Source organism: Pseudomonas lutea (assembly GCF_000759445.1).
GTDB classification, from domain to species: Bacteria; Pseudomonadota; Gammaproteobacteria; order Pseudomonadales; family Pseudomonadaceae; genus Aquipseudomonas; species Aquipseudomonas lutea.
The window spans coordinates 1904747-1930416 of the sequence record NZ_JRMB01000002.1; the positions used below are offsets into that span (position 1 = coordinate 1904747).

The following is a 25670-nucleotide window of genomic DNA, read 5'->3' on the forward strand; positions in this document are numbered from 1 at the left end:
AGCGACGAGCTTAGTTGGTTTCGGCTGGCGCGGATGGGGTCTCTGCTGGCGCGCTGTTCCCCGGTTTTTTGGCAGCGCTGTCATCCGGTCCCACGGCGTCGGTGCCCGGTTTCAAACCTGCCGGCTTGGTCTTGTTGCGAGTGACCGCAGGTTGATCGCGTTCAGTCACCTCAAAGCGCAGCACACCGATCATTTGTCCGTCCTCGGTCAGTACTCTCACCTGCCATTTGCCAAGGACATCCGGCGGAAAATTCTGCTTGTGCGTCCAGGCCCGATAGCCTTCCTCACGGCCACCACGAATGTCTAGAGCAATACGCTCTATTTCCTCGCCGTTGTGGCGCCAGACGTGATAAATCCGCTCGTTCAGCCCGCGCGGTGCGTTGATCGAGGTGTACGCGTAAAGACCCGCGCTGCGCAACTGATTGACCCCGATCTCCTGAATGCTTTCGCCAGGCGTTCGGTTCTGGTTATCGAAGCGTGTGCTGATCGCGGCCTCGGTCAGCCAAAGCGTTGCCGGCGGCACCCAGAACCGCAGCAGCCAGCCCGCGCCGCCGATTGCCAGTGTCATCACTACCAGGCCGACGCCGCGCTTCCAGTTATTGATCGGGTAGCCCGAAGCCAGGCTCGGAAACGACAACAGCATGGCAATGCCCAGTGCCAGCTTGTAACTCTCGGCGGTGGTGAGGTGAACAATGATCGGCAGTGCCGTGAGCAACGCCGCGAACAGCGTCAGCGTATGCAGCCCCATGAACAGCCAGCGCCGCGGTGCCAGCCATTTGTAATACAGCGGATCGATGATCGAGATCAGGCCAGCTGCACCCAGCAGCCCGGTGAATGCCAGTTGGCCACTGTTCCAGGTGGTGGTCACGAAGAAAAATGGCAGGACGAAGAACAGGCTCTCCTGGTGAATCATTTGCGTTGCGTAGCGCAACAGCGGCTGGGGAATCTCGCGTTTGAACATCTTGGCGAACAACGCGACAGCGCTGTTTTCTACCATCAGCCAAATCCAGCTCACCAGAAGAATGACGGCGATCCACGTCGCCAGTTTGGCCTGGCGATCGACCAGAATGAAACTGCCGATGCCTGAGCAGAATCCGAAAAACGCGATCAGACCGGGATAACGCTTGATGAACTCCAGTACGCGCTGTACCAGCGTGTGCTGAATGATGGCGTTAATGTCTGGCATCTCGGAATGTCACTCTGGGTATTGGGGTTGAGAGGCAGCGCTGAACGAATCCAGCATGCCGGGTTGTTTCGTTAAAGCGGCCGCTTTTTGTAGGCGCGCCAGCGCCAGAGGACCAGCAACGCTAACACTGCGCTCAGTACCACGCCGATCCCGTAGAGCTCGTCGTAGCTCAGCAATGGTTCTTCAACACGAACGTAACCCGGTTGTGCCAGCAATTGACGCATCGCCACGTTCGCCAGATCCAGGCTAACGCCCCGGGTGCGCTTGGCCGGATCCTGAAAGCGGCCATCGTCGTAGTCGTTCAAAGCTCCCCAGTAATAGTCGGCCAGCGCGCTGTTGCCTTGAACGGTCCAGGCCTGCTTGGCGATCGACGCCTGCTGCAATCGCGCGAAGGTGGCCGGGTCCATGCCCTCCTTGCGCAGCCGCTGAAGCATTGCGCGCACCGCTGCGGTGGCCGGGTCCACGTCGTCACGGCTCAGGTCGGCATTGAGGCTAAGAAATCCGGTGTCACCGAAGGCTTCACGGTCAGCCCACGGGCCGTAAGAATAGCCTTTGTCCAGACGCAGTTCGCTGTAGAGCGCCCAGTCCAGATAGGCCTTCACCAGATCCCAGGTTTCGTCATGCTGCTCGCCCATGTCCGGCTCAGGAAAAAACAGATGCAGCTTCGCGCCATCGCCCAATGCACCGCGTACCAATGTCCGTTCAGGCTCTGCCTTTTCGGAAATCGAGCGGAGGGGAGGATGCTCAGTCGGATCGACAGCGTTGAGCTGGCCAAACGTGCGGTCCAGATACGCCGGCAGGAGCTTGTCGAGGTCTCCGACGATGATCAGGGTCATGTTGTTGGAGGCGTACCAGTTGTCGTGGATGTTCTCGACCTGCTCCAGGGTCAGATGATCAACCTCAGGCCGCTCCGGGCATTTGAGCCCCAGCTCGACAGCGAGTTGATTACCGGCGCCGTGGCCAACGTCGCGCTTGTCCAGCCAGCGTTGCAGATGTGAATAATGGCCACCGTCCTCACGAGCAACAATACGCTTGGCGGTGTCCAGGTTGGCCTGATTGAGCTGCGTATGGGTCAGCAAATTGAGTAATAGGTCGAGGACCTTGCGCTGGTTCTGGGCTGGGGCCTCGATGACAAAGGTCGTGTCGGTATTGCTGGTGAAAGCATTCCACTCGCCGCCGAGGGCCTGCATCTGCTGCTCAAGGCCGCCTTCCCCGCTGTTGTCGATCCCACTGAAAAGCAGATGCTCCAGCAGGTGCGGCAGCTCCTTGTCCTCGCACTTGAAGTCGTCAAAGCCGATGCCCACCACAAGACGAATCGCAACGTGGCCTTTGTCCCCCGGCTTGAGCAGCAGTTGCAAACCATTGGGCAGCACATAGCCCTCGACCTGAAACCGGTCGAGTGCCATCGAAGATAGGGATGTGAGCAACAAACAAACGAACAGCAGGCGACGCATCAAAACGGGCTTCCTTGCGGGCCGGTATGTGTAACAGACTTCACAACCGGCGCTGCGTTCACCTTCATCAGTCCGCTTGACTGTCGCTGGCCAAGGCACCTGTGTCGGAGGTTTCGAGGACCGCATAGGCGCTGCTGCAGAACAGCGAGTTCAAGCGTTTCATGTCAGAAATCAGCTCAAGGTGCAGTGAGCTGGTCTCGATACTCTGCACGATCTTGCGTTGCAGCCTGCTGACATGGGCGTGTGCCAGGCGGCGCTCCTGCGCGCGAAAGCGACGTTTCTCACGTAACAATTGACGCGCACTCTCCGGGTCGCCACTCAGGAACACCGACAAGCCCAGCCGTAGGTTCGCCATCAATTGCTCGTGCAGTCCGGAGAGTTCCTCCAGACCGACGTCGGAAAAAGACCGTCGTTGCGACGTCTTCTGCTGCTGCACCTTGCGCAACATGCGCTCTATGAGGCCACTGGCGAGCTCAAGGTTGATTGCCAGTTCGATGATCTCCGCCCAGCGGCGATTGTCCTGATCGCTTAGCTCATCACGCGGCATCTGCGCCAGATACAGCTTGATAGCGTTGTAAAGCACCTCGACATCATCATTGAGCCTGCGCACCTCCTGCGTCACGGCCGTCTGGTTGCCACGCAGGACTTCCTGCATGGCATTGAGCATGCTGTCTATCAGATCGCCCATGCGCAGGGTCTCACGCACTGCGTTTGCCAGTGCCAGGCTTGGCGTGGCCAGTGCGGTCAGGTCCAGATGTCGAGGCTTGGTCTGGCCGTTGATCTCAGCCTGCCGGGGCAGGATCGAGGCACACAGGCGGCCCATCGGGCCCACCGTCGGCAACATGATCAGGCAGCGCAGCGAGTTGTAGATCACATGGAAACTGATCACCAGGCTGGACGGGCTGACATTGAGTGTGTCCATCCACGCGACCAGTGGGGTGAGCAAGGGAGTGATGAGCACCAGGCCGATCAGTTTGTACAACAGGCTGCCTAGCGCAACTTGACGACCTGCGACGTTTTGCATGCTGGTGCTGAGGAACGCCAACAGACCGCTGCCGATGTTCGCACCAATGACCAGGCCGATCGCCACCGGCAGGCTTATGATTTCCGCGCCGGCGAGCGTCGCGGTCAACAACACGGCTGCGAGACTGGAGTAGGAAATCAGCGCGAACATCGCACCCACCAGAGCATCAAGCAGTAGGTCGCCGGTCAGTGACGCGAACAGTACCTTGACCCCGGCCGCCTGAGTGATGGGCGCCGCAGCGGTGACGATCAGTTGTAATGCCAGAATGATCAGGCCCAGACCGATGCCGACTCGACCCATTTGACCGATCCGGGTCTGCTTGCGCGAGAGAAAAAAGATCACGCCGAGGAAGATGAGCAGAGGTGACAGCCATGACAGGTCGAAGGTGAGGATTCGCGACATGACGGCCGTACCGACGTCGGCGCCGAGCATGATTGCCAGTGCGGGCGTTAGCCCCATCAGCCCCTGGCCTACGAATGACGTCACCAGCATCGCTGTGGCGTTACTGCTCTGCACGACTGCCGTTACGAGTATCCCCGCGACGAAAGCCAGCGGGCGCTTGGACATGTTTTGCCCGATGACGCGGCGCAGCTGCGAGCCGTAGACGCGCAGAATGCCCGTACGAACGATATGTGTGCCCCAGATCAGCAGCGCGACGGCGGAAAGCAAATCGAGCAGGGTCAGCATATGGAGAGCCCCCTGTGGTTGCCCATTGGGCAAAGTTAAAGGTCCAGCGAGTAGTAAACGCAGGTATTGGTGACAGACCCGCAGCGTGCCCACTTAAGCTTTAGTTGGCCTGTGGCCCGAATGCCAGCATGGCACAGCGGATTATTCGTTGAAACAAAACTGTAACAAAACAAGGGGCTTGCGAGCAGGGCGTGATTAGGCCCGCAAAGAAAAAACGGGGCAATCGCCCCGTTTTGTTATCCCTCACACGATCAAGCTCACTGCTCTGGAACATCCTTGCGCAGCTTCGTCGGGTCCTGCATCGCACGTTTCTTCGCCACCGATGTGCGCATCTTTATGTTGATCGCCTCCACCGCCAGCGAGAACGCCATGGCGAAGTAGACGTAGCCTTTGGGCACGTGCACGTCGAACGATTCTGCGATCAGCACGGTGCCGACGACAATCAGGAACGACAAGGCCAGCATCTTCAGCGAAGGGTGCTTTTCGATGAAGTCGCTGATAACGCCCGCGCACAGCATCATGATCAACACCGCCACGATGATCGCTGCGACCATCACAGGCACATGAGAAACCATGCCGACGGCCGTGATAACGGAGTCCAGCGAGAACACGATGTCGATGATCGCGATCTGGAGAATGGTGTACAGAAACATGCCGCCTTTGCCCTTGGGCTCGTCCGGCGTTTCTTCCTCTCCTTCCATGCCGTGGTAAATCTCTTGCGAGCTTTTCCACAGCAGAAACAGGCCACCGAAGAACAGAATCAGATCACGTCCGGAAATACCCTGGCCCAGAACCACGAACAGATCGTCGGTCAGGCGCATGACCCATGTGATCGACAGCAGCAACAGAATCCGCGTCACCATTGCCAGCGCGAGGCCGAAGATCCGGGTGCGCGGCTGCATTGCCTTGGGCATGCGGCTGACCAGGATCGAGATCATGATGATGTTGTCGATGCCGAGGACGATTTCCAGAGCAGTGAGCGTGAAGAAAGCAACCCAGATCTCAGGGTTGGTCAGCCATTCCATTACGTATTCCTTTGAGCTTTTGTATTCCCATCGTCGCGACTGCGCCGCCGGGAGCGTTATGTTGCGTTATAGACTGCTGAACAGCGGGAAAATCCCCATCAGCAGCGCGGCGATCAAGATGCACACGCACACCAGCACGGCCCATTTGAGGGTGAAACGCTGATGATCACCGAATTCAATACCCGCCAGTGCAACCAGCAAGTAGGTTGACGGCACCAACGGACTCAACAGATGGACGGGCTGTCCGACGATCGAGGCACGTGCCATCTCCACCGGGCTGATGCCGTAATGCGACGCAGCTTCGGCCAGTACCGGGAGCACTCCATAGTAGAAGGCATCGTTGGACATGAAGAAGGTGAACGGCATGCTGACAACGGCGGTGATCACGGCGAGATAAGGCCCCATCGCCTCGGGAATCACAGCCAGCAGGCTCTTCGACATTGCATCGACCATTCCGGTGCCGGACAGGATACCGGTAAAAATCCCTGCAGCGAAAATCAGTCCGACCACTGCCAGCACGCTGCCGGCATGAGCGGCCACGCGGTCTTTCTGGGCTTGCAGGCAAGGATAGTTAACGATCATCGCGATGCTGAACGCGATCATGAACAGCACTGGCAGCGGCAGCAGGCCCATGATCAGCGCGACCATTAACACGAGGGTCAGTGCTGCGTTGAACCAGATCAGCTTCGGACGACGGGCTTCGGGGAACTGAGAAACGCTGATCTCGCTGTGATCGACCTCATCACCCGGCAAGTGCAGTTCACCCAAACGGGCGCGTTCGCGCTTACCGTAGAAGTAGGCGATGACCAGGATGGCCACGACGCCTGCAAGCATTGCCGGAATCATAGGTACGAAGATGTCAGACGGATCTACATGCAGGGCACTCGCCGCGCGTGCAGTCGGACCGCCCCATGGCGTCATGTTCATGACCCCGCCAGCCAGGATGATCAGGCCAGCCATAATGCGCGGGCTCATCCCCAGGCGGCTGTAAAGTGGCAGCATGGCCGCCACGCAGATCATGTAGGTCGTGGCGCCGTCACCGTCCAGCGAGACGACCAACGCCAGCACGGCGGTGCCGACCGACACTTTGACCGGGTCGCCTTTGACCAGTTTAAGAATCTTGCGCACGGCCGGGTCGAACAGGCCTGAATCGATCATCAGCGCAAAATAAAGGATGGCGAACATCAGCATCACGCCCGTTGGCGCAAGCTTGGTGATCCCGGCAAGCATCATTGGGCCGATTTCGGACGCAAAGCCGCCGAACAGGGCGAAGACAATAGGAACAATGATCAGTGCAATCAGCGCCGACAAGCGCTTGCTCATGATCAGGTACATGAAGGCGACGACCATGGCGAAGCCGAGGAAGGTCAACATAGCAATACTCCAGTGTTACGCGGCATGGGACAGACGAGAAGAGTCGATCAGCTCAGAACGAGCGGCGCGTAAATCTGGGGAATTGCGCAGAGGTTTTGCGGGGCATATGCGAGCATCGGAAATCACCTGATTGTTGTTGTAGATGGGCCGGAGAACGTCATGCGCGTTCGTCCTGGCTGACCGGTCTGTTGCCGGCGGTGAGGTGATGCTAAAGGGAGAAGCTTTCAGCCAGCTTTCGTCGCCCAGATAGGGAGTGAGCGGAAGATGGAGTTATCGACCCCAATGCGCGGTCAGACCTGCATACATAATCCGGAGAGTGACCATGAGCGAATTGCAAACCGGCGGATGCCATTGCGGCAACCTGCGCTATCAACTCGATGCGCCTGTCGATGACGTTGCGCACTGTCACTGTTCGATTTGTCGGCGCACGTCCGGCGGCATCGTGATGACATGGACCAGTGTGCCGGTTGAGGCCTTCAAATGGCTGGCTGGAAGCCCTACAACGTATGACTCGGGCCCGACATGCGTACGGTATTTCTGCAACAACTGTGGCGCTCAGGTCGCCTTGTTCAGCCGCAACAGCCCGGAGATGATGGACGTAACCATTGCCACTCTGGATCACCCGGAGCTGACACCTGCCAACCGACATATCTGGACTGACAGCCGCTTGCCTTGGCTGCACGTGGATGAGCATCTGCCGGGGGAGCCTGAAGAAAGCGCGTGATTACGGTGGCCGCTTCAGCTTTTAAGGCAGCTCCAAGCCACCTGCCGCCTTGTGCAGCGCTCGCAAATGTTCGCCCACTTGCTTGAGATTCTCTTCGGACGCGGCTATCTCGGCGGCGCGGGCGGGGTCGAGTAGCGCCCTCACCTCTTTATCCAGATCGCCGCTGAGTCGCTGCAGCTGTTTCTGACGTTGGCTGCTTTCGTTTTCCAAACGCTGCCACTCGCCTTCTTGCGGCAGCCCGTAGCCGCCACTCCCCAGCAGTTCGGCCGGGCGGCTCAGGAATCCGCTATTCGCCAGTATGTCCTGCAGCGTGCCTGTTGCCTTTGACACGCCGTTGTCTTTCTGCTCCACAGCGCTCAGATATCGTTGCTTTACCTCATCTTGAGCCAGCAGCAGCTGACGACGCAGCCCGGCCTGTTCCAGTAGCAACATTGCGGCGCTGGTGCGCAGGTCCGCCTGGGCGAAATACGGACGTCGCTCCTCAGCGGTCAATGCCAGCCAGTCTTCTACCGTGGTTTGCTTGACGTTCGTCGTCTTGCGCAGCACGTCGAACATCGCCTGGTAACGGTCTCTGTAGGAATCGAAGCGGTAGCCCATGCGCAGCGCTTTCTTCGGATCGTCCAGCACGCTGGTGTCCGCCAGACCCCTGCCCTTCAGCACTTCCAGCAGCCCGTTGGGCATGATGCTGTCCAGCCCGACAAGGCGCGGATCATGAGTACCGCTGCGCAACAGCTTCAAGTTTTCGACGGCGCAGTTGTTCGACAGGAACCAGTAGTCCCCGTCATAGGCCCAATGCATCTCCGCAGAGTGCTGAACCAGGCCGTTGATCTCCTCACGGGACAGTTTGAGCGGTACTGATGACAGGCTGCGCAGCTCAGTCTTGGTGTATTCATCGATCACCTGACCCAGCGGAAGGACAAACAGGCGCGATGGATACTTGCCAGTCAAGCCGCTCCAGCTCGACAGCTGCAGGTCGTTGACGAACGCGCGATACGACAACACGAGGTGTTGATCCAGATCCAGTCGGCAATCAGGTCCGCGTGGGCGACCAGGCTTGCAGATCACCAGGCGCAACATGCTGTGGCCCCAACGGCTGGCCAGGTTCTGATTGGCCTCTGCCAGCAGGTAGTCCACTTCGTACACGCGTTCGGGGTCAAGTTTGCCCAGCGGTTCACGAGCAAAATCGTTGCCGGCGTTGAGGTAAGGGTACGACGTCGGGCATTGCTCTTTCGCCTTCGGTGCCCAGTCGAACCGGGATTTGTAGTAGTCGTACAGCGCTGGGCGGCGGCAGGCGTAGGCAGGATCAAGAAGAAAGTACTCCATGTTCACTGCAACGAATTCCAGCGGGCTGCTGATCTCGTAAATGTCGGGGCTGCGGGCGACCTGGCCGTTGCGATCCTCTCGTTCGCCACGGCGGCCGACGTACTGCGGCCATCCCGCCAGGTCCAGGAGGCGCGGATCATCGCTCAGCGTGAAGCGCCGGTCAGTTTGCCCCCGGCAGCTGTCACGCAAGCCGACCTTGCCCACGCTTTTACCCTGTCGGGCACATGCCACAATCAGCTTGCGGTCTTCGGGCGACCATAGCTGGGCGTGATCATAGATGTGGGTCAGCTCGTGCAGCACCGTGGCGAGCATTTCTTCGCGCACGGTGCCATGAGGACGGCTGGTTCGGGTCGTCGCAGCGCTGCCGTCAGTCAATCCGGCAAGCAGGTGCTGGTTCAGGTCCAGCCGATAGGGGCCGTCCGCTCGGCCGTAGGCATTAGACGGCATGTCGTCGGTCCAATGCACCTCAACCTTGCGATCGAGCTTGCTGACAAAGAGTGGCGGCAAATGCGCCATGGCTTCGTCCAGCAGTGTCTGGCTGGCTTTTTGTTGTGCAGGGCTAAGCCCGTCGGTATGAAGCGACAGGCTGAGGTCGGCGAAGGCATTCGTGCACATCAGCGACAGCGCCGACATCAGGAGCCAGACAGCAAGGCGTTTCACAGGGCGAGAATGGCCTCGGCGAGGTCCTGGTCGCTGGCGTTACGGGCTTCAGGCAAGCGGTCGCGCAGCGTGATGAAGGCTGCGTCGAGCAACGCCCCATGGATATCACCGTTGCTGGCGACATAGCTTGCGGCATCGTCACGGGCTTCAAGCACGAGCTTCCAGTTGCGCACCGACGACGTGGTGTCAGAGGTGAAGTCGATGCTGCGACCGAGGGCACGAACGACGATGTTACTGGTGGCCTTCAGGGTTTGTGCCTGTGCCATGTCTGTCAGCAAGAGCAAGCCAAGGGCGGCAGCGATCAATGGGGTACGCATGGAACCTCTCCAAAATACGGATGTGACTGGAAAAAAGTGACTATTGGACGAGGATTGCCTGCGCCAGTTCAAGATCGTCTGCATGAAGTTTTGGCTGGGACTGGTGTATGTAAGCCATCGCTGCCTGCAGCCGAGCCCCGCGCACCTGGCCATCAGTGGCAACAAACACCGCAGCATCGTCCTGAGCGGCAATGATCAACTTGCTGTCGAAGGGTCCGGTCGTTACCTGGCTGGTGGCATACCCGGTTTTAACCAGGCTTTGGGTAGTCACATCCAGCGCCAGAGCGGGGGTCGAGACACTTATCGTGGCGGCAAAAACTGCCATTAGCCGAGTCAATAAAGGCATGGGAATTCAGGATCTGCGAAACGAGTCGCAAGGCTAGCGCAACGCCCGGGACAGGGCCAGCGCCGAGGCCCGGATATGCTCACGAGAAACCTGTCTCCAGGCTGAATCAGATGGCAAGAATCGCTTCGGCGAGCTGCGCATCCGACGCCTGCAGAGTCGGCGCGACCTCGCGGATGTGCTGCAGGGCGCCCTGGAGTTTAACGCCACGAATCTCGCCTTGGCTGGCAACGAAGCTTGCTGCATCGTCGCGGGCGGCCAGGACGATTTTGTCGTCGTGAAAAGAGGACGAGATCTTGGAGGTCGCATTTGATGATGCGTCGAGAGCACGGACGATGGTGTCAGTAGTGACCACGAAGCTGGAAGCCTGGGCTCCCGTTGCAGCAACAATCAGGAAGGCAGCACTAAGCAGGCGAACGCGAGACATACGGGTACTCCAAAATAACAGGATTCAAAAATCATGGACCGTTTGCCTAAGCTCAGCGAGAGCTGACGCAGGTGCACAATTTTAGGTGGCGCAAGATTAGCTTATATCTGGGCCCGCTCACCATCACGGCTTGGGATATCGCGTGGTCATGTGAGCAGCGGTCCAATGTTTAGCCCCAATACACCTGCGCAATGAAGAACTGTATAGGTTGATCGCCGATCTAAAAAACTGTACCGGTATCGATCCCTAAAACGACAAAACCCGCCAGCAGATGAATGCGGCGGGTTTTGTTTGAACAATTCGAGGTGCTGGCGAGAGGCTGTTAGCCTGAAACCAGCGGGCGCTTAACTTAGCGCCAGAACGGCTTGCTCAGCTCTTCGTAACGCTGGGATTCGCTGATACCGGCATCGGCGAGCAAGCGTGCATCCAGACGAGCCAGTTGGTGGCGGCTGGACAGGCGGCGCTGCCATAGCATCAGGTTAGCGAACATGCGCAGCGGCAACGAGGCTTGTGCGGTTTTTGCGGTGTCTTCGTAGAACAGTTCGGAACTGAGGGTGCGTTCCATGATGCTTCTTCCTTCCGCTTGTGGCGGGATTAGAGAGTGACTTGATTGGTGACAATATTCCTCTCATCGTCCCCTTCTCTCTAGACACAGTTCATTTGTATTGCGCTGCTCCAGTTATCTGTTCAGCCCCACTGTTTTGTTCATAAGTGGGGCAACTGTACGGGTCTGCACCAATAGAGTGCTTTTCGTGCGCATTTGGCTTTAAAAAGCCTCTACTCTGCTGCTCAATGACCAGTACAGCAGTACAGTTTTTCTCAGATCAGAGAGCAGCTATTCCAACGCGCGAGCTGAGCGGGACTGCCACAACGCAACTGTACTGTCAGACCCCGATCATGCGTCCGGTCTCTTCAAGATTCAGGTGCCAGCTAAGCGCATCTCGCAAAACGTGCGGCGTGTGGCCACCGATCGCGCAGGCTCGGCGGAAGTAGTCATTCAGTGCATCCCGATACGCCGGGTGCACGCAGTTGTCGATGATGACTCGCGCCCGCTCACGCGGTGCAAGGCCACGCAAATCTGCCAAACCCACTTCTGTCACAAGGATATCTACGTCGTGCTCGGTGTGGTCCACGTGGCTAACCATGGGCACCACGCTCGAAATGGCACCCGCCTTCGCAATGGACTTGGTTACGAAAATCGCCAGGTGAGCGTTTCGGGCAAAGTCACCGGAGCCGCCGATGCCATTCATCATCCGAGTGCCGCCGACGTGGGTCGAGTTAACGTTCCCATACAAATCGAATTCAAGCGCCGTGTTGATGGCGATGATACCCAACCGCCGCACTATTTCAGGATGATTGGAAATTTCCTGAGGACGCAATAACAGTCTGGATCTGTACTGCTCGAGATCGTCGTAGAGCGCGGCGTGTTTGCGTTCGGACAATGTCATCGAACAACCCGATGCGAAATCCAGCTTGCCCGCCTCGAACAAGTCGAAGGTTGAGTCTTGCAAGACCTCCGAGTACATCGTCATGCCGTGAAAGGGCGAATCGATCAGCCCGGTCATCACCGCATTTGCAATTGTGCCGACGCCAGCCTGCAACGGCATCAGCTGATTGGTCAGGCGGTTTAGCCGTACTTCGCTCTTGAAGAAGTCCACCAGATGCCCGGCGATGGCTTGGGTGTCGGTATCTGCGGGCAACACTGTTGACGGGGAATCAGGTTGATTGCTGATCACGATGCCGACGATTTTGGCGGGATCGATCTTTACGGCGTGGCCGCCGATGCGCGTGTCAGTTTTGAGCACCGGAATCGGTAGACGTGTTGGTCGGTACGTGGGTATGTAAATGTCATGCAGCCCTTCAAGCGCCATTGGCTGTGCGAGATTGATCTCGACGATCACGTGCTCGGCCAAGATAGCGAAACTGGCAGAGTTGCCGACCGACGTGCTGAGCACCAAATGGCCCTCTTCGTTAATCGCCACGCATTCGATTACTGCGATATCCACTGCTTTTATCTGGCGATTGCGCAGCTGCTCAACTGTGTCAGACAGATGCTGATCAATGAACATCACGGTTCCGTCATTAATGGCTTTACGCAGGGTGCTGTCGACTTGAAATGGCATGCGACGTGACAGCACGCCTGCCTCAGTCAGCTGCTTATCCAGGTCGTTGCCCAAGCTGGCACCGGTCATCAGGCTGATCTTCAACGGTGTTGCCTTGGCCCGTTCAGCCAGTGCTTTGGGAACCGCCTTGGCCTCCCCGGCGCGCGTAAAGCCGCTCATGCCGATGGTCATGCCATCCTTTATCAAGGACGCGGCGTCGGCGGCGCTCATAATCTTGCTCGTCAACGAGGGCAGGCGGATGCGTTCACGGTGCATGGTATTGGGTCTCTAGACAAATTCGTGGAGGGAAGTCTAGAGATTTGGTCTGCGTGCGTCCCGCTACCAAGGTCGCATGAAGGGCTCTAATCAGGGCCTCTCAGTGAAAAACACTTTTACCTGATCTGTAAAAAACCCTCGGCCATTAAATGCGACGAGGGTTTATAGACGAGCTCTTTTGAGCGCTAATCGATGGCTTTCACCATGTCTTCGATGACCTTCTTCGCATCGCCGAAAACCATCATGGTCTTGTCCAGGTAGAACAACTCGTTATCAAGCCCAGCGTAGCCGCTGGCCATGGAGCGTTTGTTGACGATGATTGTTTTGGCCTTGTACGCCTCAAGAATAGGCATACCGGCAATAGGTGATTTAGGGTCATTTTTAGCAGCCGGATTCACCACATCGTTAGCGCCGAGCACCAGAACAACGTCGGCCTGACCGAACTCGGAGTTGATGTCTTCCATTTCAAAGACCTGGTCATAAGGCACCTCGGCTTCTGCCAGCAGCACGTTCATATGCCCTGGCATCCGGCCAGCGACCGGGTGAATGGCGTACTTGACCGTCACTCCAGCGTGAGTCAGCTTTTCCGTCAGCTCCTTTAGGGCGTGTTGCGCTCGGGCGACCGCCAAACCGTAGCCCGGGACGATGATGACGGTATCGGCATTGGTCAGCAAAAAGGTCGCGTCATCAGCCGAACCGGATTTGACGGGACGGGCTTCCTTGGTGCCGCTGACTGCGCTGATATCTGCACTGCCACCGAAGCCGCCACCGATGACATTGAAGAAGGAGCGGTTCATGGCCTTACACATGATGTACGACAGAATCGCGCCAGACGAGCCAACCAGAGAGCCGGCGATGATCAGCATCGAGTTGTTCAGCGAGAAACCGATACCCGCCGCAGCCCAACCCGAATAACTGTTGAGCATCGACACCACAACCGGCATGTCCGCGCCGCCAATCGGGATGATGAGCAGCACGCCGATCACGAATGCCAGTATCAACATGAGGCTGAACGCCAGCAGGCTCCCTGTGAGCATAAAGGTGAGACCCAACAGAAGCGTGGCCAGACCCAGCACCAGATTGAGTGTGTGTTGGCCGGTGAACTGCACCGGTGCGCCTTGAAACAGGCGGAACTTGTATTTGCCTGACAACTTGCCGAAAGCAATGACCGAGCCGGAAAAGGTGATTGCGCCGATGGCTGCGCCGAGAAACAGCTCCAAACGGTTGCCGGCAGGGATCGGATCGCCCAAGTGATGAACAATGCCCAGAGACTGCGGCTCCACCACCGCTGCAATCGCAATGAACACGGCTGCCAGGCCAATCATGCTGTGCATGAAAGCCACCAGCTCCGGCATCTTGGTCATTTCAACACGCTTGGCCATGATCGAACCAGCAGTGCCGCCCACCAGCAAGCCGATCAGGATGTAACCAATACCAGCGCTCGCTCCGTCGGTGGACAAAGCGGCCAGTTTAAACACCAGTCCGATTGTGGTCAGCACGGCCAGCCCCATGCCCAGCATGCCGAACATGTTGCCCCGGCGGGACGTAGTCGGGTGAGACAAGCCCTTCAGTGCTTGAATAAAGCAAATGGCCGACACGAGATACAGCAAGGTCACAAGGTTCATGCTCATGACTTGGCCTCGTCTTTTGCCTTCGGCGCTTTCTTCTTGAACATCTCCAGCATGCGCCGGGTGACAAGGAAACCGCCAAAAACGTTAACTGCGGCAAGCGCAACGGCGAGTGTGCCCATGGTTTTGCCCAGCGGCGTCACAGTCAGCGCTGCAGCGAGCATTGCGCCGACGATGACAATGGCCGAGATAGCGTTAGTGACCGCCATTAGAGGCGTGTGCAGCGCAGGCGTCACGTTCCAGACCACGTGGTAGCCGACATAAATGGCCAAGACAAAGATGATCAGGTTGTAGACGCCGGGCGAGATGAACTCTTCCATTATTTTTATCCTCAGCCGTTGTTGCGGATGACGTTGCCGTCACGGCACATCAGGCACGCCGCGACGATGTCGTCTTCGAGGTTGATCTGGAAGTGGCCTTCTTTATCGAAGAGCAGCTTCATGAAGTCCAGCAGATTGCGGGCGTACAGCGCCGAAGCATCCGCCGCAACGAGGGCAGGCAAATTGGTGTGGCCAACGATTGTCACGCCGTGCTCAACCACTACCTGATCGGCAACCGTCAGAGGGCAGTTCCCTCCCTGCGCTGCGGCCAGGTCGATGACGACTGACCCAGGCTTCATCTGCGCGACGGTTTCAGCGCTTAACAATGTGGGCGCCTTGCGACCGGGTATCAGCGCCGTGGTGATCACGATATCCGCCAGTTTGGCGCGCTCGTGAACGGCCACCGCTTGACGCTGCATCCAACTAGCCGGCATTGGACGGGCATAACCGCCCACGCCTACTGCGGCTTCCCGTTCCTCATCAGACTCATAAGGCACGTCAACAAACTTGGCCCCCAGAGACTCAATCTGCTCCTTAACCGCAGGACGCACGTCCGAGGCCTCTATGACGGCGCCCAGCCGCTTGGCGGTTGCGATCGCCTGCAGGCCCGCTACGCCGGCTCCAAGAACCAGCACGCGCGCAGCCTTCACAGTGCCTGCCGCAGTCATCAGCATCGGCATGAACCGCGGATAGTGATGCGCCGCCAACAGCACTGCTTTATAGCCGGCAATGTTGGCCTGGGACGACAGCACGTCGAGGCTCTGCGCGCGAGACGTGCGTGGCGCAGCTTCCAGCGCAAATGCGGTGGCACCGCGCTCGGCTAGCCGTGCAATTGCATCGTTGTTGAAAGGATTGAGCATCCCTACGACCACTGCTCCTCTCTTTATCGCCGAGAGTTCAGCATCGCTGGGCGCGGCCACCTTCAATATCAGTTCGGCGCTGAATGCGTCAGTGGCGGTTCCAATCACTGCTCCGGCGAGCTCATAAGCGCTGTCAGTCACGCTTGCGGCAATCCCCGCGGTTGTTTGCACTGTAACCGTGTGACCCTGAGCGATGAGCTTTTTGACTGTTTCTGGGGTGGCAGCGACGCGGGTTTCACCCAGCTGGGTTTCGAGAGGGACTCCAATATGCACGTCAAATCTCCTGCGTGATCTTATTGTCTTCTAATTAAGCCAGCGCGCCATGGCACGAGAGCTGGGATTGCGATCACTACGCCCGCTAAAACCGGCAGGCGCGGCATTTTGCAGGGGATGCCACGGGCCTTCAAGGATTTCTGTAACTGAACTAAAAATGTACTACAAGTCATCGCGTGACCATTAAGACCTACATGCGCTTAAGTGACTGATACTGAAAAGATTTGAGTGGAATCTTGGCTCTGATGAGCCTTCTGACGAAGGTAATCAAAAAAAAATCACCAATTTGGCTACAGAGCCCTATTTGTATGACTATTGAAGCGCGGAGGCACAAATACTGAGGAGTCGTAAATGCGACAGATAAAGATATATGTAGGTTGGTAGGTTTTAGCGCTACACCGCCGCCGACGGGTTGTAGTAGTCGTTCAGGGCAGCGAATAGGTCCCGGCTTGCTGAATCAGCCAGTCGCGGAACGCTTTCAGTGACGCCGATTCCGTCTTGCGCTCCGGAATCATCAAGTAGTACGCCTTCGTGCTCGACAATTGGTGAGGGTTGGCAATCACCAGGCGCTTCTCAGCCAGTTCATGCTGAATAAGAAATGGCGGGATCAGCGCCACACCCATGTCGTGCATGGCTGCCTGCGCGAGCATGGAGAAGAGCTCGTAACGCGGACCTGTCATGTCGCGGGCCACGCCCATTTCCAGCGAGTTGAACCACTGCCGCCAGGCATAGGGTCGAGTGGTCTGTTGGAGCAGCGGCATCTCGGCCAGCTCGTGAGGGCTGATGCTGTGTCTCGCATCAAGCAGCCTGGGGCTGCAGACCGGCATCGGGTTTTCGCCCATCAGTCTGTGGGATTCGGTACCGGACCAATCCGCATCACCAAAGTAAATCGCCGCATCGAATTCAGTGTCCGCGAATAAAAAAGGTCGTGTGCGGTTGGTCAAGTTGATAGTGACGTCAGGGTATTTCTTCTGAAAATCATTCAGGCGTGGAAGAAGCCATTGCGTGCCGAATGTTGGCACCACCGCGAGCTCGATGACGTTGACGCCCTGATGACCCATTACGGACAGGGTGTCGCGCTCAACGGCGTCGAGTTGTGTTGCGATGCGTCGGCTGTAGGAAAGGCCTGCCTCCGTGAGCTTCACACCTCGCCGTGAACGTCGAAACAGGCCTACATTCAAGAACTCTTCCAGGCTTGCGATTTGTCGGCAGATAGCGCTCTGGGTCAGCGAAAGCTCTTCGGCCGCCTTGGTAAAGCTCTCATGCCGCGCGGCTGCTTCGAAGCTCACCAGCGCAGCGGTACTAGGGATTTTACGACGCATGTACCTTTGCCTCACTAGAAACGACGACTTTAGCGGCGCTTCACGCACTCCGGAGTGCGAAATTAGCACAACCTGATGCGTAATCGTCGTTTGTTCCACCGAGGGTTCAGGCCTAGGCTGGCGCTATTACATTTCCGGGGTGTCCGGAAGCGCATTCGTTGAGGAAAGGATAATGAGCGGTAAGGCAAGTTTCAGCTGGATCGACCCCCTGTTGCTGGACCAGCAACTTACCGAAGAAGAGCGCATGGTTCGCGACAGTGCCGAGCAGTTCGCCAGGGACAAGCTTGCGCCACGTGTGCTCGAAGCCTTCCGTCATGAGAAGACAGATCCGGCGATCTTTCGCGAGATGGGTGAGATAGGTCTCCTTGGCGCGACAATCCCGGAGCAGTACGGCGGTAGCGGCCTTAACTATGTGTGCTACGGCTTGATCGCTCGCGAAGTCGAGCGCGTCGATTCCGGTTACCGCTCAATGATGAGCGTACAGTCATCACTGGTCATGGTGCCTATCAACGAGTTCGGCACTGAAGCTCAAAAGCAGAAGTACCTGCCAAAACTCGCGTCCGGTGAATGGATTGGCTGCTTCGGCCTTACCGAACCCAATCATGGATCGGATCCCGGCGCGATGATCACCCGTGCTCGGAGCGTCGAAGGCGGCTACCGTCTGACCGGCAGCAAAATGTGGATCACCAACAGCCCGATCGCTGACGTTTTTGTTGTGTGGGGTAAAGACGACGCTGGGGACATCCGCGGCTTCGTGCTGGAAAAAGGCTGGCAGGGGCTTACTGCTCCCACGATTCACGGCAAGGTTGGGCTTCGCGCTTCGATCACCGGTGAAATCGTCATGGACAACGTCTTTGTGCCGGAAGAAAACATCTTCCCGGACGTCAGAGGCCTTAAAGGGCCGTTCACCTGCTTGAACTCTGCTCGTTACGGCATCTCCTGGGGCGCCTTGGGGGCTGCTGAATTTTGTTGGCACACCGCGCGTCAGTACACGCTGGATCGTCAGCAATTCGGTCGTCCGCTTGCGGCTAATCAGTTGATCCAGAAAAAGCTCGCAGATATGCAAACCGAGATCACATTGGCGCTCCAGGGCTGCTTGCGCCTGGGCCGCATGAAGGACGAAGGCATGGCAGCGGTCGAAATCACTTCCATCATGAAGCGCAACTCTTGTGGCAAATCCCTGGATATCGCGCGTATGGCGCGCGACATGCTCGGTGGCAATGGGATATCCGACGAGTTCGGTATCGCCAGGCATCTGGTCAATCTGGAGGTAGTCAACACGTACGAGGGCACCCATGACGTCCACGCGCTGATCCTTGGCCGGGCGCAGACCGGCATTCAGGCCTTCTATTAAGGAGCCTGCAATGGGCGCTTTATCGCATCTACGTGTACTGGATTTGTCCCGGGTCCTTGCAGGGCCCTGGGCGGGTCAGATACTGGCGGACTTGGGGGCCGAGGTGATCAAGATCGAGCGGCCTGGTAATGGCGACGACACGCGTGCGTGGGGGCCGCCTTTTTTGAGGGATGCGTGCGGAGAGGACACTTCCGAAGCGGCCTATTACCTTTCAGCCAACCGCAACAAGCAGTCTGTCACCATCGACTTTACCCAGCCTGAAGGGCAAAGGCTGGTCCGGGCGTTGGCGGCCAAGTCCGATATTGTCATCGAGAACTTCAAGGTTGGAGGATTGAAGGCTTACGGTCTCGATTACGAGGCGCTGCAGGTCGAGAATCCCAGGCTGATCTACTGCTCTATTACCGGTTTTGGGCAGACGGGGCCTTACGCCAAGCGTGCAGGTTACGACTTTATGATTCAGGGCCTCGGCGGGCTGATGAGCTTAACCGGCCGCGCCGAGAATGAGGATGGTGCCGGACCGGTCAAGGTCGGTGTGGCCCTTACAGATATCCTTACAGGGCTTTACTCGACCTCCGCCATCCTCGCTGCTTTAGCGCATCGTGATCAGGGTGGCCCGGGGCAGCATATCGATATGGCTCTGCTTGATGTGCAGGTGGCGTGTCTGGCGAACCAGGCGATGAATTACCTCACGACAGGAGTCTCGCCGAGGCGCTTGGGTAACGCGCACCCAAACATTGTGCCCTACCAGGATTTCCCTACGGCCGATGGAGACTTCATTCTTACGGTGGGCAACGATAACCAGTTTCGCAAATTTGCAGAAGTTGCAGGCCATCCCCAATGGGCTGAAGACCCTCGCTTCGCGAGTAACAAGGCTCGTGTTGCCCATCGTGCGGAGCTGATTCCACTCATCCGACAGGCCACAGTATTCAAGACCACCGCAGAATGGGTAACGGCGTTGGAGCGAGCGGGCGTGCCTTGCGGGCCTATCAATGATGTTGCCGAAGTGTTTGCTGACCCGCAGGTTCTGTCGCGCGGCCTGCAAGTTGAGTTGCCTCACTCATTGGGTGGTACGGTGCCTCAGGTTGCAAGTCCGATTCGCCTGTCCGCCACCCCCGTTGAATACCGCTATGCGCCGCCGTTGCTGGGGGAGCATACGTTGGAAGTGCTTGCCGGCGTGTTGGGATTGTCCAGTTCCGAAGTGAATGCTCTACGTGAGGCTGGCGTCCTTTAACAGGAGGCTGTCCGGGAGCCTATATAAACAGAAGGAAATTGCTGATTCTCCTGAAGTTTTACCTTTTTCACAAAAAGTTCAAATTAGGTGTTGACGCTCCTCTGGATCTGTCTATAATTCGCCCCACTTCCGGCGCAGACGAAACGGAAAACTCCTTGGTAATCAAAGGGTTGGACGAAGTAAGCAGCGAGGAATGCTTCGGTTCAGATGCTTGAATCGACAGCGGTGAAAAAGGCAGTTGACAGCAGGTTGTAACGCTGTAGAATTCGCCTCCCGCTGACGTGAGACGCCAAGTCGAACGAAGCGCAAGTGGTTGAAGTTGATAAGGAAACTTTGAAAACTTCTTAAAATAACCGCTTGACAGATACAAGAGACGCTGTAGAATGCGCGCCTCGGTTGAGACGAAAGATCTTAACCACCCGCTCTTTAACAACTGAATCAAGCAATTCGTGTGGGTGCTTGTGCTGTAAGACTGAAGTCGCAAGATTATCAGCATCGCAAGTTACTCCACGAGAAATCATGGTTTAACCAACGATTGCTGAGCCAAGTTTATAAGGTTTTCTCAAAACCTAATTGCAGTATTGAACTGAAGAGTTTGATCATGGCTCAGATTGAACGCTGGCGGCAGGCCTAACACATGCAAGTCGAGCGGATGAAGGGAGCTTGCTCCCTGATTCAGCGGCGGACGGGTGAGTAATGCCTAGGAATCTGCCTGGTAGTGGGGGACAACGTCTCGAAAGGGACGCTAATACCGCATACGTCCTACGGGAGAAAGCAGGGGACCTTCGGGCCTTGCGCTATCAGATGAGCCTAGGTCGGATTAGCTAGTTGGTGAGGTAATGGCTCACCAAGGCGACGATCCGTAACTGGTCTGAGAGGATGATCAGTCACACTGGAACTGAGACACGGTCCAGACTCCTACGGGAGGCAGCAGTGGGGAATATTGGACAATGGGCGAAAGCCTGATCCAGCCATGCCGCGTGTGTGAAGAAGGTCTTCGGATTGTAAAGCACTTTAAGTTGGGAGGAAGGGCAGCTAATTAATACTTCGCTGTTTTGACGTTACCGACAGAATAAGCACCGGCTAACTCTGTGCCAGCAGCCGCGGTAATACAGAGGGTGCAAGCGTTAATCGGAATTACTGGGCGTAAAGCGCGCGTAGGTGGTTTGTTAAGTTGAATGTGAAATCCCCGGGCTCAACCTGGGAACTGCATCCAAAACTGGCAAGCTAGAGTAGGGCAGAGGGTGGTGGAATTTCCTGTGTAGCGGTGAAATGCGTAGATATAGGAAGGAACACCAGTGGCGAAGGCGACCACCTGGGCTCATACTGACACTGAGGTGCGAAAGCGTGGGGAGCAAACAGGATTAGATACCCTGGTAGTCCACGCCGTAAACGATGTCAACTAGCCGTTGGAAGCCTTGAGCTTTTAGTGGCGCAGCTAACGCATTAAGTTGACCGCCTGGGGAGTACGGCCGCAAGGTTAAAACTCAAATGAATTGACGGGGGCCCGCACAAGCGGTGGAGCATGTGGTTTAATTCGAAGCAACGCGAAGAACCTTACCAGGCCTTGACATCCAATGAACTTTCCAGAGATGGATTGGTGCCTTCGGGAACATTGAGACAGGTGCTGCATGGCTGTCGTCAGCTCGTGTCGTGAGATGTTGGGTTAAGTCCCGTAACGAGCGCAACCCTTGTCCTTAGTTACCAGCACGTTAAGGTGGGCACTCTAAGGAGACTGCCGGTGACAAACCGGAGGAAGGTGGGGATGACGTCAAGTCATCATGGCCCTTACGGCCTGGGCTACACACGTGCTACAATGGTCGGTACAGAGGGTTGCCAAGCCGCGAGGTGGAGCTAATCCCAGAAAACCGATCGTAGTCCGGATCGCAGTCTGCAACTCGACTGCGTGAAGTCGGAATCGCTAGTAATCGCGAATCAGAATGTCGCGGTGAATACGTTCCCGGGCCTTGTACACACCGCCCGTCACACCATGGGAGTGGGTTGCACCAGAAGTAGCTAGTCTAACCTTCGGGAGGACGGTTACCACGGTGTGATTCATGACTGGGGTGAAGTCGTAACAAGGTAGCCGTAGGGGAACCTGCGGCTGGATCACCTCCTTAATCGAAGACTCAGCTTCTTCGCAAGTTCCCACACGAATTGCTTGATTCATTGAAGAAGACGATAGAAGCAGCTTTAAGCTCCAAGCTGATAGCTCACGCTAACAGTTACAAGCTCGAAATTGGGTCTGTAGCTCAGTTGGTTAGAGCGCACCCCTGATAAGGGTGAGGTCGGCAGTTCGAATCTGCCCAGACCCACCAATTTTGTTATGGGCCATAGCTCAGCTGGGAGAGCGCCTGCCTTGCACGCAGGAGGTCAACGGTTCGATCCCGTTTGGCTCCACCATAACTGCTTCTGACTGCTGAAAGCTTAGAAATGAGCGCTCCATCCGATGGATGATGAGTGTTGATTTCTAGTCTTTTGATTAGATCGTTCTTTAAAAATTTGGGTATGTGATTGAAATATAGACTGGGCACCTCTTTCACTGGTGCGTGTCCAGGCTAAGGTAAAGTTTGTGAAATGCAAACTTTCGGCGAATGTCGTCTTCACAGTATAACCAGATTGCTTGGGGTTATATGGTCAAGTGAAGAAGCGCATACGGTGGATGCCTTGGCAGTCAGAGGCGATGAAAGACGTGGTAGCCTGCGAAAAGCTTCGGGGAGTCGGCAAACAGACTGTGATCCGGAGATGTCTGAATGGGGAACCCAGCTGTCATAAGACAGTTACCTTACACTGAATACATAGGTGTATGGAGCGAACCAGGGGAACTGAAACATCTAAGTACCCTGAGGAAAAGAAATCAACCGAGATTCCCTTAGTAGTGGCGAGCGAACGGGGACCAGCCCTTAAGTTGATTTGAGATTAGCGGAACGCTCTGGAAAGTGCGGCCATAGTGGGTGATAGCCCTGTACGCGAAAATCTCTTGTCAATGAAATCGAGTAGGACGGGGCACGAGAAACCTTGTCTGAACATGGGGGACCATCCTCCAAGGCTAAATACTACTGACTGACCGATAGTGAACCAGTACCGTGAGGGAAAGGCGAAAAGAACCGCGGAGAGCGGAGTGAAATAGATCCTGAAACCGTATGCGTACAAGCAGTGGGAGCCCACTTTGTTGGGTGACTGCGTACCTTTTGTATAATGGGTCAGCGACTTATTTTCAGTGGCGAGCTTAACCGAATAGGGGAGGCGTAGCGAAAGCGAGTCTTAATAGGGCGTCTAGTCGCTGGGAATAGACCCGAAACCGGGCGATCTATCCATGGGCAGGTTGAAGGTTAGGTAACACTGACTGGAGGACCGAACCGACTACCGTTGAAAAGTTAGCGGATGACCTGTGGATCGGAGTGAAAGGCTAATCAAGCTCGGAGATAGCTGGTTCTCCTCGAAAGCTATTTAGGTAGCGCCTCATGTATCACTGTAGGGGGTAGAGCACTGTTTCGGCTAGGGGGTCATCCCGACTTACCAAACCGATGCAAACTCCGAATACCTACAAGTGCCGAGCATGGGAGACACACGGCGGGTGCTAACGTCCGTCGTGAAAAGGGAAACAACCCAGACCGTCAGCTAAGGTCCCAAAGTCATGGTTAAGTGGGAAACGATGTGGGAAGGCTTAGACAGCTAGGAGGTTGGCTTAGAAGCAGCCACCCTTTAAAGAAAGCGTAATAGCTCACTAGTCGAGTCGGCCTGCGCGGAAGATGTAACGGGGCTCAAACCATGCACCGAAGCTACGGGTATCACGCAAGTGATGCGGTAGAGGAGCGTTCTGTAAGCCTGTGAAGGTGAGTTGAGAAGCTTGCTGGAGGTATCAGAAGTGCGAATGCTGACATGAGTAACGACAATGGGTGTGAAAAACACCCACGCCGAAAGACCAAGGTTTCCTGCGCAACGTTAATCGACGCAGGGTTAGTCGGTCCCTAAGGCGAGGCTGAAAAGCGTAGTCGATGGAAAACAGGTTAATATTCCTGTACTTCTGGTTATTGCGATGGAGGGACGGAGAAGGCTAGGCCAGCCTGGCGTTGGTTGTCCAGGTTTAAGGTGGTAGGCTGAAATCTTAGGTAAATCCGGGGTTTCAAGGCCGAGAGCTGATGACGAGTGTTCTTTTAGAACACGAAGTGGTTGATGCCATGCTTCCAAGAAAAGCTTCTAAGCTTCAGGTAACCAGGAACCGTACCCCAAACCGACACAGGTGGTTGGGTAGAGAATACCAAGGCGCTTGAGAGAACTCGGGTGAAGGAACTAGGCAAAATGGCACCGTAACTTCGGGAGAAGGTGCGCGGTGAGGGTGAAGGACTTGCTCCGTAAGCTCATGCCGGTCGAAGATACCAGGCCGCTGCGACTGTTTATTAAAAACACAGCACTCTGCAAACACGAAAGTGGACGTATAGGGTGTGACGCCTGCCCGGTGCCGGAAGGTTAATTGATGGGGTTAGCTAACGCGAAGCTCTTGATCGAAGCCGGTAAACGGCGGCCGTAACTATAACGGTCCTAAGGTAGCGAATTCCTTGTCGGGTAAGTTCCGACCTGCACGAATGGCGTAACGATGGCGGCGCTGTCTCCACCGAGACTCAGTGAAATTGAAATCGCTGTGAAGATGCAGTGTATCCGCGGCTAGACGGAAAGACCCGTGAACTTTACTATAGCTTTGCACTGGACTTTGAATTTGCTTGTGTAGGATAGGTGGGAGGCTTTGAAGCGTGGACGCCAGTCTGCGTGGAGCCACCTTGAAATACACCCTGGCAACTTTGAGGTTCTAACTCAGGTCCGTTATCCGGATCGAGGACAGTGTATGGTGGGTAGTTTGACTGGGGCGGTCTCCTCCTAAAGAGTAACGGAGGAGTACGAAGGTGCGCTCAGACCGGTCGGAAATCGGTCGTAGAGTATAAAGGCAAAAGCGCGCTTGACTGCGAGACAGACACGTCGAGCAGGTACGAAAGTAGGTCTTAGTGATCCGGTGGTTCTGTATGGAAGGGCCATCGCTCACGGATAAAAGTACTCCGGGATAACAGGCTGATACCGCCCAAGAGTTCATATCGACGGCGGTGTTTGGCACCTCGATGTCGGCTCATCACATCCTGGGGCTGAAGCCGGTCCAAGGGTATGGCTGTTCGCCATTTATAAGTGGTACGCGAGCTGGTTTAGAACGTCGTGAGACAGTTCGGTCCCTATCTGCGTGGACGTTTGAGATTTGAGAGGGCTGCTCCTAGTACGAGAGGACCGGAGTGGACGAACCTCTGGTGTTCCGGTTGTCACGCCAGTGGCATTGCCGGGTAGCTATGTTCGGAAAGATAACCGCTGAAAGCATCTAAGCGGGAAACTTGCCTCAAGATGAGATCTCACTGGAACCTTGAGTTCCCTGAAGGGCCGTCGAAGACTACGACGTTGATAGGTTGGGTGTGTAAGCGCTGTGAGGCGTTGAGCTAACCAATACTAATTGCCCGTGAGGCTTGACCATATAACACCCAAGCAATCTGCAGACAGACAGCAGATTGCGGTGTGTGAAGACGCATGAAGAAAAGTTTGCGACCACACAGACAGACACCTGATCACATACCCGATTTGCCGAAGCGTTCGAGAGGACGAGTCGGCACCCGAATTTCTTGACGACCATAGAGCGTTGGAACCACCTGATCCCATCCCGAACTCAGCAGTGAAACGATGCATCGCCGATGGTAGTGTGGGGTTTCCCCATGTGAGAGTAGGTCA

General features: G+C 56.3%; 18 protein-coding genes, 1 tRNA gene and 3 rRNA genes. 7 read left to right on the forward strand and 15 right to left on the reverse strand.

Going from position 1 to position 25670, the window contains the following annotated elements; translation table 11 throughout:
- Nucleotides 1-10: 10 nt before the first annotated feature.
- The 5 genes from LT42_RS20685 to LT42_RS20705 form a co-directional block, all read right to left on the reverse strand.
- Complete coding sequence (locus LT42_RS20685; RefSeq protein WP_037017136.1) at nucleotides 11-1186, reverse strand: DUF5924 family protein; 1176 nt, start codon at nucleotides 1184-1186, stop codon at nucleotides 11-13.
- A gap of 71 nt (nucleotides 1187-1257) precedes the next feature.
- Nucleotides 1258-2640, reverse strand: coding sequence for a M16 family metallopeptidase (locus LT42_RS20690; RefSeq protein WP_037017139.1), 1383 nt, complete (start codon nucleotides 2638-2640; stop codon nucleotides 1258-1260).
- 67 nt (nucleotides 2641-2707) lie between these two features.
- Nucleotides 2708-4351, reverse strand: coding sequence for a Na/Pi cotransporter family protein (locus LT42_RS20695; protein WP_037017142.1), 1644 nt, complete (start codon nucleotides 4349-4351; stop codon nucleotides 2708-2710).
- A 257-nt stretch (nucleotides 4352-4608) separates the two neighbouring features.
- On the reverse strand, nucleotides 4609-5376 hold the full coding sequence (locus LT42_RS20700; protein WP_037017145.1) for a TerC family protein: 768 nt from the start codon (nucleotides 5374-5376) through the stop codon (nucleotides 4609-4611).
- Between the two features lie 66 nt (nucleotides 5377-5442).
- Nucleotides 5443-6750 carry a CitMHS family transporter gene (locus LT42_RS20705; protein WP_037017148.1) on the reverse strand — a complete coding sequence of 436 codons (1308 nt, stop codon included), beginning with the start codon at nucleotides 6748-6750 and terminating at the stop codon, nucleotides 5443-5445.
- A gap of 322 nt (nucleotides 6751-7072) precedes the next feature.
- Here LT42_RS20705 and LT42_RS20710 point away from each other — a divergent pair, with 322 nt between their 5' ends.
- The gene (locus LT42_RS20710) at nucleotides 7073-7474 is read left to right on the forward strand and encodes a GFA family protein (RefSeq protein ID WP_037017151.1); all 402 of its coding nucleotides are present in this window, start codon (nucleotides 7073-7075) and stop codon (nucleotides 7472-7474) included.
- 21 nt (nucleotides 7475-7495) lie between these two features.
- On the opposite strand, the gene LT42_RS20715 is transcribed toward LT42_RS20710, so the two are convergent.
- The 10 genes from LT42_RS20715 to LT42_RS20760 form a co-directional block, all read right to left on the reverse strand.
- Nucleotides 7496-9430, reverse strand: coding sequence for a DUF7844 domain-containing protein (locus tag LT42_RS20715; protein ID WP_194733998.1), 1935 nt, complete (start codon nucleotides 9428-9430; stop codon nucleotides 7496-7498).
- A 23-nt stretch (nucleotides 9431-9453) separates the two neighbouring features.
- Entirely contained in the window at nucleotides 9454-9774 is a 321-nt protein-coding gene (locus tag LT42_RS20720; protein ID WP_037017155.1) for a DUF2388 domain-containing protein, read from the reverse strand.
- 40 nt (nucleotides 9775-9814) lie between these two features.
- A complete protein-coding gene (locus LT42_RS20725; RefSeq protein ID WP_037017157.1) occupies nucleotides 9815-10099 on the reverse strand; it encodes a DUF2388 domain-containing protein in 285 nt (94 codons plus the stop codon).
- 127 nt (nucleotides 10100-10226) lie between these two features.
- Complete coding sequence (locus tag LT42_RS20730) at nucleotides 10227-10544, reverse strand: DUF2388 domain-containing protein (protein WP_037017158.1); 318 nt, start codon at nucleotides 10542-10544, stop codon at nucleotides 10227-10229.
- A 349-nt stretch (nucleotides 10545-10893) separates the two neighbouring features.
- Nucleotides 10894-11109, reverse strand: coding sequence for a DUF1127 domain-containing protein (locus LT42_RS20735; RefSeq protein ID WP_037017159.1), 216 nt, complete (start codon nucleotides 11107-11109; stop codon nucleotides 10894-10896).
- Nucleotides 11110-11428: 319 nt separating this feature from the next.
- Nucleotides 11429-12922: an acetyl-CoA hydrolase/transferase family protein gene (locus tag LT42_RS20740; RefSeq protein ID WP_037017160.1), complete on the reverse strand. Its 1494-nt coding sequence runs from the start codon at nucleotides 12920-12922 to the stop codon at nucleotides 11429-11431.
- Between the two features lie 185 nt (nucleotides 12923-13107).
- The gene (locus LT42_RS20745; RefSeq protein WP_037017161.1) at nucleotides 13108-14553 is read right to left on the reverse strand and encodes an NAD(P)(+) transhydrogenase (Re/Si-specific) subunit beta; all 1446 of its coding nucleotides are present in this window, start codon (nucleotides 14551-14553) and stop codon (nucleotides 13108-13110) included.
- Nucleotides 14550-14870: an NAD(P) transhydrogenase subunit alpha part 2 gene (locus LT42_RS20750; protein WP_037017162.1), complete on the reverse strand. Its 321-nt coding sequence runs from the start codon at nucleotides 14868-14870 to the stop codon at nucleotides 14550-14552. Before LT42_RS20750 ends, LT42_RS20745 begins: the two co-directional genes overlap by 4 nt.
- 11 nt (nucleotides 14871-14881) lie before the next feature.
- Entirely contained in the window at nucleotides 14882-16003 is a 1122-nt protein-coding gene (locus LT42_RS20755) for a Re/Si-specific NAD(P)(+) transhydrogenase subunit alpha (protein WP_037017163.1), read from the reverse strand.
- A 425-nt stretch (nucleotides 16004-16428) separates the two neighbouring features.
- Nucleotides 16429-17325: a LysR family transcriptional regulator gene (locus LT42_RS20760; protein ID WP_037017164.1), complete on the reverse strand. Its 897-nt coding sequence runs from the start codon at nucleotides 17323-17325 to the stop codon at nucleotides 16429-16431.
- Nucleotides 17326-17497: 172 nt separating this feature from the next.
- Between LT42_RS20760 and LT42_RS20765 the strand changes: the two genes are divergently transcribed.
- The 6 genes from LT42_RS20765 to rrf all read left to right on the forward strand — a co-directional run.
- Nucleotides 17498-18679 (forward strand): acyl-CoA dehydrogenase, encoded by a 1182-nt coding sequence (locus tag LT42_RS20765; RefSeq protein WP_037017165.1) that lies wholly within the window; start codon nucleotides 17498-17500, stop codon nucleotides 18677-18679.
- Between the two features lie 10 nt (nucleotides 18680-18689).
- Nucleotides 18690-19910, forward strand: coding sequence for a CaiB/BaiF CoA transferase family protein (locus LT42_RS20770; protein ID WP_037017167.1), 1221 nt, complete (start codon nucleotides 18690-18692; stop codon nucleotides 19908-19910).
- A 583-nt stretch (nucleotides 19911-20493) separates the two neighbouring features.
- Nucleotides 20494-22030: ribosomal RNA gene (locus tag LT42_RS20775) — 16S ribosomal RNA — on the forward strand.
- Between the two features lie 121 nt (nucleotides 22031-22151).
- Nucleotides 22152-22228 (forward strand) — tRNA-Ile (locus LT42_RS20780).
- Nucleotides 22229-22545: 317 nt separating this feature from the next.
- Nucleotides 22546-25419 (forward strand): 23S ribosomal RNA (locus tag LT42_RS20790).
- A 144-nt stretch (nucleotides 25420-25563) separates the two neighbouring features.
- Nucleotides 25564-25670: ribosomal RNA gene (gene rrf / locus LT42_RS20795) — 5S ribosomal RNA — on the forward strand; the annotation flags it as partial.